The 8,993-nt window shown below is 76.1% G+C and carries 11 protein-coding genes and 1 tRNA gene; 2 read left to right on the forward strand and 10 right to left on the reverse strand.

Annotation, left to right across the window (positions count from 1 at the left end; all coding sequences use genetic code 11):
• The 9 genes from VM242_15850 to VM242_15890 all read right to left on the reverse strand — a co-directional run.
• Positions 1 to 765 (reverse strand): hypothetical protein (locus tag VM242_15850; protein ID HVM06632.1); only part of this gene is annotated, 765 nt, incomplete at its 3' end.
• Positions 766 to 826: 61 nt separating this feature from the next.
• Positions 827 to 1,393 (reverse strand): sortase, encoded by a 567-nt coding sequence (locus VM242_15855; GenBank protein ID HVM06633.1) that lies wholly within the window; start codon positions 1,391 to 1,393, stop codon positions 827 to 829.
• 151 nt (positions 1,394 to 1,544) lie between these two features.
• The gene (locus VM242_15860; protein HVM06634.1) at positions 1,545 to 2,687 is read right to left on the reverse strand and encodes an LPXTG cell wall anchor domain-containing protein; all 1,143 of its coding nucleotides are present in this window, start codon (positions 2,685 to 2,687) and stop codon (positions 1,545 to 1,547) included.
• A gap of 209 nt (positions 2,688 to 2,896) precedes the next feature.
• Positions 2,897 to 3,277 (reverse strand): TadE/TadG family type IV pilus assembly protein, encoded by a 381-nt coding sequence (locus VM242_15865; protein ID HVM06635.1) that lies wholly within the window; start codon positions 3,275 to 3,277, stop codon positions 2,897 to 2,899.
• Complete coding sequence (locus tag VM242_15870) at positions 3,274 to 3,489, reverse strand: hypothetical protein (GenBank protein HVM06636.1); 216 nt, start codon at positions 3,487 to 3,489, stop codon at positions 3,274 to 3,276. Before VM242_15870 ends, VM242_15865 begins: the two co-directional genes overlap by 4 nt.
• A gap of 24 nt (positions 3,490 to 3,513) precedes the next feature.
• Positions 3,514 to 4,362, reverse strand: coding sequence for a type II secretion system F family protein (locus VM242_15875; GenBank protein HVM06637.1), 849 nt, complete (start codon positions 4,360 to 4,362; stop codon positions 3,514 to 3,516).
• Between the two features lie 13 nt (positions 4,363 to 4,375).
• The gene (locus tag VM242_15880; GenBank protein ID HVM06638.1) at positions 4,376 to 5,305 is read right to left on the reverse strand and encodes a type II secretion system F family protein; all 930 of its coding nucleotides are present in this window, start codon (positions 5,303 to 5,305) and stop codon (positions 4,376 to 4,378) included.
• Entirely contained in the window at positions 5,302 to 6,528 is a 1,227-nt protein-coding gene (locus tag VM242_15885) for a CpaF family protein (protein HVM06639.1), read from the reverse strand. Before VM242_15885 ends, VM242_15880 begins: the two co-directional genes overlap by 4 nt.
• Positions 6,525 to 7,169, reverse strand: a complete 645-nt coding sequence (locus VM242_15890) for a hypothetical protein (GenBank protein ID HVM06640.1) — start codon at positions 7,167 to 7,169, stop codon at positions 6,525 to 6,527. The genes VM242_15885 and VM242_15890 overlap by 4 nt, the downstream gene beginning before the upstream one ends.
• Before the next feature lie 132 nt (positions 7,170 to 7,301).
• Here VM242_15890 and VM242_15895 point away from each other — a divergent pair, with 132 nt between their 5' ends.
• The gene (locus VM242_15895) at positions 7,302 to 7,514 is read left to right on the forward strand and encodes a hypothetical protein (protein HVM06641.1); all 213 of its coding nucleotides are present in this window, start codon (positions 7,302 to 7,304) and stop codon (positions 7,512 to 7,514) included.
• A 187-nt stretch (positions 7,515 to 7,701) separates the two neighbouring features.
• Positions 7,702 to 7,797: transfer RNA gene (locus VM242_15900), tRNA-Sec, on the forward strand.
• Positions 7,798 to 7,868: 71 nt separating this feature from the next.
• Here VM242_15900 and VM242_15905 read toward each other — a convergent pair.
• Positions 7,869 to 8,807 (reverse strand): sigma-70 family RNA polymerase sigma factor, encoded by a 939-nt coding sequence (locus VM242_15905; GenBank protein HVM06642.1) that lies wholly within the window; start codon positions 8,805 to 8,807, stop codon positions 7,869 to 7,871.
• Between the last annotated feature and the right edge of the window lie 186 nt (positions 8,808 to 8,993).

Below are 8,993 nucleotides of genomic sequence, written 5' to 3' on the forward strand. Positions count from 1 at the left end.
CCCGGAGACCGAGTACGTGGACGCCACCACGGCCGACGCCGGCGGCGGCGGGTCCGGCACCTTGGCGGTGGACGTGGGGGTCAGGGCCGACGGGTCGGAGGCGACCTGGGAGGCGACGCTGGAGTCCACGCCCGCCCGGAAGGCGACGACGAGGTAGCGGTAGTCGCCGCCGGCGTCGGCCGTGGTGGCGTCCACGTACTCGGTCTCCGGGTGGTCGACGCCGCCCACCTTGGTGAAGTCGCCGCCGTTGTGGGAGCGGAGCACCTCGTAGCGGCGCATGTCGGCCTCGCCGTTCTTCTCCCAGGTGACCTTGACGGTGCGGGCGCCGGCGTCGACCGCGGTGGTGACGCCGCCGGGTCGCGCCGGCGGGGCGGCGACCTTGAACGACCGCTCGGCGCTGGTCGCCGTCCCCGTGCGGTCGCTGAGGCCGAACAGCCGCTCCTCCCGCCAGTCGATCTCCACCTGGGCGGTGTAGGTCCCGTTGACGAGCAGTTTCACCGGGAACCGCATGGTGGCGCCTGCCGTGACGCTCGAGTTGCTGACGCTCCCGCCGGGCCGCACCAGCCTGAGGCGGGCGGGCGCCGTCGCCTCGCCGTCGTTCTTCTGCCACGTGGCGACCACCTGCGTGTCCGTGACGTCCACGGTCCCCGTCGGCGCCGTCACCACCGGGTTGGCGGGCTCCGTCGCCCACGCCGGCGCCGCCGCCCCGACCAACAGCAGGACGGCTGCGCCGCCCGAGATCACCAGCCGCCGAATTGCCCTCATGCCCCCACCATCCATCCAGAATGCCGTACTTTTCGCACGCTGCGCGCCGGGCCCCCCGGCGTCAGGCCTTGGAAGGCGTGCCCGCGGTGAGCGTCGCCTTCACGATCAGGCGCTCCTTGGCGGAGCCCTTGGGGTGGCAGGTGGTGAGCGTGAGCTCGCTGGTCGACGGGTCGTTCGCCACGACCGAGAAGTCGGTGGGCTTCACGATGAACGGCGCCCGGTTCATCTCGTAGGTGCACGATCCCACCGGGGTCTCGAGGATGATGGCGTCACCGGTCTTGAGCCGGTCGATGTTGGCGAAGGGCTTGCCGTACGTCGTGCGGTGGCCGGCGATGGACACGTTCCCGGCCTCGCAGGGCAGCGGCGTCTTGGGGTAGTGGCCCGCGCCCGCCCGCAGCGCGCTGGCCGAGGTGCCCTCCACGACCACCACGTCGACGTTCAGGGCGGGGATCTTGAGACGGGTGAGGGCGTCGCCGTCCTCGAGCTTGCCGGCCCGGTACTTCTCGACGTGCTCCGGGCTGGCGATCTGCTTGTCCAGCTTGTTCTGGACGCGTCCCTGGTAGAAGTTCGTGTAGACGGGGTAGCCGAGGAGGCCCACCGCCGACAGGAACAGCACCACGGACAGCACCGACAAGCCCACTCGGGCCGTTCGGGAGCGACGGAAGAAATAGATCACCGAATCCACGTGGATCTCCTCGGCGGGCGAGCGTCGAAGGTGAAGCAGGGCGAGTCGCCCGGTGCGGGAGTGCGGAAGGCGGTCCACACCGGGCGCGACCCCATCAGCGTGCCACGACTCGCCGTACCAGCACGGCCAGGCCCAGCACGCCGGCGCCCGCCAGGGGCATCCAGGGGGTGCCGCCGGTGCGGGGCAGCTCGACCGCCGGGACCGGGGCGGCCGCCGCCAGGGTGCCTCCCACGCCCGCCTCGGCGCTGGCCAGGGCCAGCAGGATGCCGCCGCTCACGCCCTTGAGGGCGTGGACCTTGACGGCGTCGGCGAAGGCGCTGACGGTGCCGTCGGGGTTGGTGGCGGTACGGCCGGCGGCGACCACGATCTCCGTCTCCAGCGGCGTGCCCTCGGTGCCGGGGACGACCAGCGACTGGCCGACGGGCACGGTGACCTCGGCGGGGATGCCGAGCGTCGAGGCAAGGACCGAGTTGAGCTTGACGGTCACCAGCGCCGGGTCGACGGTGGGCGTCGAGCTCCCGACGGCCCGGTCGTAGACGGCGGTGGCCCTGGCCGTGCCGACCACGATGGTCGCCAGGGGCTCGTCGTTCACGACACCGCCGACCACGGGCAGCGGGAGCAGCTTGATCTCGGCGCCCGTCGAGGAGGCCGTGGCGGTGATCTTGCCGTTGTCGCTCGTGACCGACGAGATGGACCTGCCGGCGCTGACCTCGAGGGTCTTGGTCTCCAGGACGCTGGTGAGCACGTCGCCCACGGTGTCGGTGACGCCGCAGCTGAGGGCCACCAGCCCGCAGACCGGGTCGAGTGCCGTCGCCACCGTGTCGCTCACCGTCTCGGTGATGGGCCCGACGGTGTCGAGCAGGGTCTGGCCGTTGAGGTCGACGGCGGCCACCGACCCCTCGCCGGTGGCGACGGGGTTGTTGTCGAGGATCGACGCGCTGGCCGAGCCGCAGGCCAGGCCCACGTTCAGGATGCCGGCGATGGGCAGGGGCACGGCGCAGTTCTCGGGCAGCGTCGAGCTGCCGGTGTTGGCGACCTCGGCCTTCTGGAGGGTGCCGACCAGTCCGAGCGACCCGACGCCCTCGCCGACGGCGGTGAGCAGGGACGTCACCTTGGCGGACGACACCCCGAGGGTGACCTTGGGGAGGGAGAGGACGGTGAGGTCGAGGGCGCGGCCCGCCGCGCTGCCGATGTAGGTCTCGGGCCTGGCCGCCTGGGCCGTCGCAGGAGGGGCCACCAGTGCCCCGGCAAGAGTGAGAGCGCCCGCGAGACCCGCGAGCCGTCGGATGGTTGCCATGTCAGCCTTTCAGTTCCGCCCCTGAGACCGGCCCATTGCCGGGAGCTTCGTGCCTGGAGTTAGACGGCGAACCAGGGCGGCGATGACGCCGTACGACGGAAAATCGCGGCCGATGGCGAGGTTCGGCGGGGCGAACGGCGCGAACCGTCTCAATGCTCGCGGCGCATGGACGCACGCCCGCGCACCACCACGTCCGGGAGCAGGGGCCCGATGAGCGGCGCGGCCGTCGGCGACCGGTACGCGACGGTCGCGGTGACCAGCCGGCCGGGGCCCCCGGCCGGGGGGACGTCGACGTCCAGCCGCTCGGGGCGGAGCGACGTGGCGGCCACCGCCGCCTGCCGGGCCGCCCCGGGCGACGGGTCGACGGCGGCCGCCCGCGCCGCCTCGCGGGCGGCGTGGACGACCAGCACCTGATCGCGTACGACGAGGGCGACCTGGACGACGCCGAGGAGGAGCAGGGCCACCACCGGCATCACCAGGGCGACCTCGACCGCCGCCTGGCCGGCGGCGCGCCGCCGGCGGTCGGTCACTTGACGGAGTCGACGAGCTTGTCCATGACGGCGTCGAACAGGCGGCCGATGCCGTCGGTCTTGGCCGCCCAGGCGCTGACGAGCAGGGCGACGGCGGCGACGCCGAGCAGCACGAGGGCGTACTCGGCCGACGCCTGGCCCCGCTCGGTGCGGGGGCGCCGGCCGCCGGCGAGGCCGGCGAAGGAGGAGACGAGGACGAACAGGGTGGTCATGGGTGCCTCCTGGCAGGAACGTGGCTACAGGCGCAGCTCCCGGAGGGCGCCGGCGACGAGGGGCGCCACGGTGAGCAGCGCGAAGGCGGGGAGGATGCAGACGACCAGGGGGAAGAGCAGGGTGACGGGGACCCGCCGGGCGGCCGCCTCGGCCCGGCGCTGGCGCTGGACGCGCACCTCGTCGGCCAGGCGCCGGAGAGCGGGCAGGGCGGGCGTGCCGTAGCGCTCGCAGCGGGCGAGGACGCCGGCCAGCGAGCGGGTCGGCTCGCCGGCCACCTCGGGCAGCTCGTCGAGGGCGTCGGCCAGGCGCCGGCCGTGCGCCACCTCGCCGGCGATGCGCCGCAGCTCGGCGGCCAGCGGCCCGCTCCCCCGCCGGCCGGCGGCGGCGACGGCCAGCGCGACGTTGCACCCGGCGCCCACGGCGAGCACCAGCAGGTCGACGGTCTCGGGGAGGGCCGACTCCAGCCGCTGGGCCCGGCGGCGCTCGGCGGAGCGGGCCCGGTGCCGGGGCACGGCCCACCAGGCGAAGGCGACGGCGGCCGCCAGCGGCAGCGCCACGGCGGCGGCGGCAACCACCGCGATGGCCCCAGCGCCGACGGCCCGGGGTGAGCGGACGGGTGCCCGGGCCCCCGCGGGGCGGCGGCCCTCGGCCAGCCGCAGCAGGGCCCGGCCGAGGGCGGCGACGACGTCGGGCCGGCGCCGGCCGGGCGCCGCGGTCGGAAGCAGGGCGCGGGCGCGGGCGGGCGGAGGCCGCAGCCGCCAGGCGACGGCCAGCACCAACGCCGCCCACCCGCCGCCCAGGGCGAGGGCCGTCACGGCCGGCGCCCCCGTCGTCCGCACCGGCGCGTCGGACCTCCGGACGCCGACGGGCACCGCACGCCGCTGGTCACGCCTCGACCCTGGTGAGGCGGGCCATCCACAGCGCGCCGGCGCCGTCCAGGGCCAGGCCGGCGGCCAGCAGCGCCAGGCCGGCCGGCGTGTGGAGGAGGAAGCCGGCCGTGCGCGGGTCGGTGGCGGCGGCCAGGGCGCAGAAAACCACCGGGGAGGCGCCGATCACGGCGGCCGACATCCGGGCCTGGGTGGCGAGCGCCTTGGCCTCGGCTTGCGCGGCCAGGCGCTGGCGCAGGGTGAGGGCGACGCCGTCGACCGCCTGGGCGGCCGCCCCGCCCGTCTCCGCTCCGAGGCAGAGGGCGGCCACGACCAGCCGCACGCCGGGAAGGGGCCGGCGCTCGGCCCACCGCTCGAGCGACGCGGTGACGCCCGACCCCCGCTCGGTGGCGGCGGCCACGGCGGCCAGGTCGCCGGCGACGGGCCCGCCGACGGCATCGGCCGCCCCGGCGATCGCCTGGCGCAGCGACGCCCCGGAGCGCAGGCCGGCCGCCACCGCCTCCACCGCCGGCGGGAGCGACGCCTCGAACCGGGCCGCTCCCCGGTGGCGCACCAGCCGCCAGGCGAGGCACGGGCCGGCGACCGACACGGCCGCCGCCAGGGCGGCGGCGCCCGGTCCCGCCGCCACGAGGGCGGCGCCCACGGCCGGCGCGGTGACCATGGCCCACCACCGGCGGACGTCGACCGGCGACGCACCGACGCCGGCCTCGTCCAGCCGCCGCCCCAGCCACGCCGGGCCGACGGGCGGGCGACGCGTCGTGCCCGGCGGCGGCGGCGGTGCGGCCGGGCGGGCGCGCAGGCGGCCCGCCGCCGTCGCCCGGCTCCGGTCGCGGAAGGCGGCGCGCAGGGCGACGAGGGAGGCGAAGGTCAGCACGGCGGCAGCCAGCCCGGGCACGGCGCCAGCCACCCCCGGGGCGACGGCGGTCATGGCGACACCCACGCCGGGTCGGGGGAGCCGGCGGCACCCAGCCGGGGAGGGCGCGAGGGGAGACGGCGCACGCCGGTGGCGTCGGCCAGCAGCTCCACCCGCCGGCCGGGGGCCGCCCGGCCGAGGTCGGCGCCGGCGTCGGCGTCCACCACCTCGGCCACCGCCGTCACCCGGCGGGCGCCGCCGGCGCCCCGGGCGACCTGGACGACGAGGTCGAGGGAGGCGGCGATCTGGTCGCGCACGGCGTGCAGGGGCAGGCCGCCGGCGCCGGTGAGCACCATCGTCTCCAGCCGGCGGAGGGCGTCGGCCGGGCCGTTGGCGTGGCACGTGGACAGCGAGCCCTCGTGGCCCGTGTTCATGGCCTGGAGCATGTCGATGGCCGCCGCGTCGCGGACCTCGCCGACCACGATGCGGTCGGGGCGCATCCGCAGGGCGTTGCGCACCAGGTCGCGCACCCGCACCTCCCCGGCGCCGTCGGCGTTGCCGGGGCGGGCCTCCAGGCGCACGACGTGATCCTGGGGCAGGCGCAGCTCGGCCGCGTCCTCCACGGTGACGATGCGCTCGCCGGCCGGGATCTCCGCCGCCAGCGCGTTCAGCAGCGTGGTCTTCCCCGACGACGTGCCGCCCGAGACGACCACGTTCATGCGGGCTCGCACCGCCCACGACAGGAGGGCGGCCACCGACGGGGCACAGAACGCGGCGAGCGGGACGGCGACCGCCGGGAACCGCCGGATGGTGAGGCACGGGCCGTCCACGGCGAGCGGCGGGACGACGGCGTTGACGCGCGAGCCGTCGGGCAGGCGGGCATCCACCATGGGCGCCGACCGGTCCACCCGGAGGCCGAGGGGGCCGACCACCTTCTCGATGAGGTGCTCGATGGCCGGCCCGTCCAGGTCGACGGCGACCCGCTCGAGGACGCCGCGCCGCTCCACCCAGACCCGGCCGGGCCCGCTGACCATGACCTCGGTGACGGCGGGGTCGGCCAACAGCGGCTCCAACGGGCCGAGGCCGGTGGCGCGGGCCAGGACCTCGGCGACCAGCCGGTCGAGGTCGGCGCCCCCGAGCAGCGGCGCCTCGGCCGCCGCCAGCCGCACCACCGCATCCCGCGACACCCCGTGGCCGCCTTCAGACGACGGCGCCGCCAGCAGCCGGGCGTGCACCCGCTCGGCCGGGCCGGGCCCGGCGGCGACCGGAGGCGCCTGGGGCTCGGCCCGACGGGTCAAGCCGCCCTCCGCAGCGCCCGCTCCAGCGTGCGCGGGAGGTTCCCGGCGAGCAGCCCGGCGTCCACACGGCGGGCGACCACCGGGTCCCAGGCGACCTCGGCCCGGACGGGCACGCCGAGCACGTCCTCCACGTCGCGCCGGCCGAGCGACCGCTCCCGCTCGGTGACGAGCACCACGCCGGACGGGCGCAGCGGCGCGGCCAGCGCCCGGCGCAGGGCGAGGTAACAGGGCCGGAGCACGAGCAGCGACAGGCCGGCGGCGGCGGCGACGGCCACGCCGGGCGCCAGGCCGGGCGGCCCGCAGTCGACGACGGCGTGGCGGTCGCCGGCAAGGGCCGCCGCCAGCCGCTCGCCGCCGGCGTCGGGCATCGGCCCGCCGCCGCGGGCGACGAGCGCCAGCCCGCCGCCCACCTCGGTCTCGAGCCGGCGCAGGGCGTCGGCCGCCACACCGGCGCCGGCGTCCAGCCACTGGGCGACGCCCGGTCCCTCGGGTTCGGGGACGCCGAGGGCAGCGGGCAGGTCGCCGCCCAGGTCGACCAGCGTGGCCCCACGAGGGCCGGCCGACGCCAGCATCATCCCGAGGGCGGCGGCCACCACGGTGGTGCCGCTCCCCCCCTTCACCGACCAGCAGGCCACCAGCACGCGATCTCCTCCTCCGGGCGCGCCGAACAGGGTCCGGGGGAAGGGATCGGCGGCACTGTAGGGCGGCGGCGGCGGCCGGCACAAGGGTCGCGAGCAGGTTTCCGGGCGCCACGGGGGGGCTACGAACGGCACATGCGAAGTGCCTGGCTGCTCCTCGCCGTGCCCGGCACGGTCGTGCTCCTCACCGCGATCCTGGCCCTCTCGGCGGCCGCCGAGCGCCGCTTCCTGTCCGCCCGCTCGCTGATCGTCAGCGTCGCCCGGGCGCGGCGCAGCTCACCCGAGTTCGCCGAGGCGTTCGTCGCCCGCCAGTTCGAGCGCATCCTGAAGGAGCAGTCGGTCCGCTGATCCGCGGGCGCGTCACGCCCGCGGTCGTGCGTCGGATCGGTGCTCGGAGAAGGCCGGGTAGCGGGGTGGCTACTCGACGCGGAGCTTCTTGGCCGCCACGGCGCCGAGGGCGATGAGCACGACCAGCAGGAGCAGCTTCTTCATGCCGCCAACCCTAGTAGCGTTTCCGGGCCGGGCCAGCCGGCGAGGAGGTGTCCGGGCACCTGGTGGGCTCCCCCGCCTTCAAAGCGGGTGGGACGGGTGATCCCCGTCCGGCGGGTTCGATTCCCGTCCACCTCCGCCACGTCCCGCCGTTCTCTGGACGCGAAACGCCGCCAGCCGGCGCCTTGCGTCCAGAGAACGCGAGGTGCGCCGCTAGACGGTGAGCAGGTCGCGGGCACCGGTGTCGGAGCTGGGGTGCCGCAGCTTTGACATGGCCCGGGCCTCGATCTGGCGGATCCGCTCGCGGGTGAGGTTGAAGTGCTCGCCCACCTCCTCGAGGGTGCGGGGCTCGCCCCGGTCCAGCCCGAACCGCAGGCGCAGGATCTCCCGCTCCCGCTCGTCGAGGGGCCCGAGGAGCCGGGAGATCTCGTCGGGCAGGAGGGACGTGGCCGCCACCTCGAAGGGCGACTCGGCCGAGCGGTCCTCGACGACGTCGCCCAGCTCGGCGTCGCCGTCCTCCCGCAGGGGCTCGGAGAGCGACAGCGGCTCGGCCGCGAAGCGCAGCGCCTCGGTGACCTTGTCCTCCGGCATCTCCACCTCGGCCGACAGCTCCGAGAGGGTGGCCGGACGGCCCAGCTTCAGCTCCAGGCGGGCCCGCGCCTTCTGGAGGCGGGCCAGGGTGTCGCCGGCGTGGACGGGCAGGCGGATGGTGCGGCCCGTGTTGGCGATGCCGCGGGTGATGGCCTGGCGGATCCACCAGGTGGCGTAAGTCGAGAACTTGAACCCCTTGCGCCAGTCGAACTTCTCGACGGCGTGCATGAGCCCGAGGTTGCCCTCCTGGATGAGGTCGAGCAGGGGCAGGCCCGACGCCTGGTACTTCTTGGCGATGGACACGACCAGGCGGAGGTTCGACTGCACGAACGTGCGCTGGGCGTCGTCGCCCAGCTTCAGCTGGCGGCGCAGCTCGCGGCGGCGGGGGGCGGCCAGGCTCTTGCCCAGCTTCTCGAGCTCCAGGCGCGCCTCGTTGCCGACCTCGATGGCCTGGGCCAGCCGGACCTCGTCGTCCTTGGTGAGGAGGGGGTACTGCCCGATGTCCGTGAGGTAGAGGCGGACAAGGTCTTCCTCGTCCCGCTCGACTCGCTCCTTGGCCACAGTCCCCAAACCCTTCATCCGTCCAGTGCCACGGCCCTCGCACGGCCGGCGCCGAGAGCGAAGTCATCCCCCCTGGAAGGGAATGGATGGAACACGTCTCTGTTCACCATACCGGCGGAGTCAAGGGACCCCGTCCGGCCTCTCAGGCTTCGACGCCCGCTGCCCAACCCCTTCCCGGTGCCGGGC

It is taken from the genome of Acidimicrobiales bacterium (assembly GCA_035540975.1).
In the GTDB taxonomy this organism is placed as follows: Bacteria; Actinomycetota; Acidimicrobiia; order Acidimicrobiales.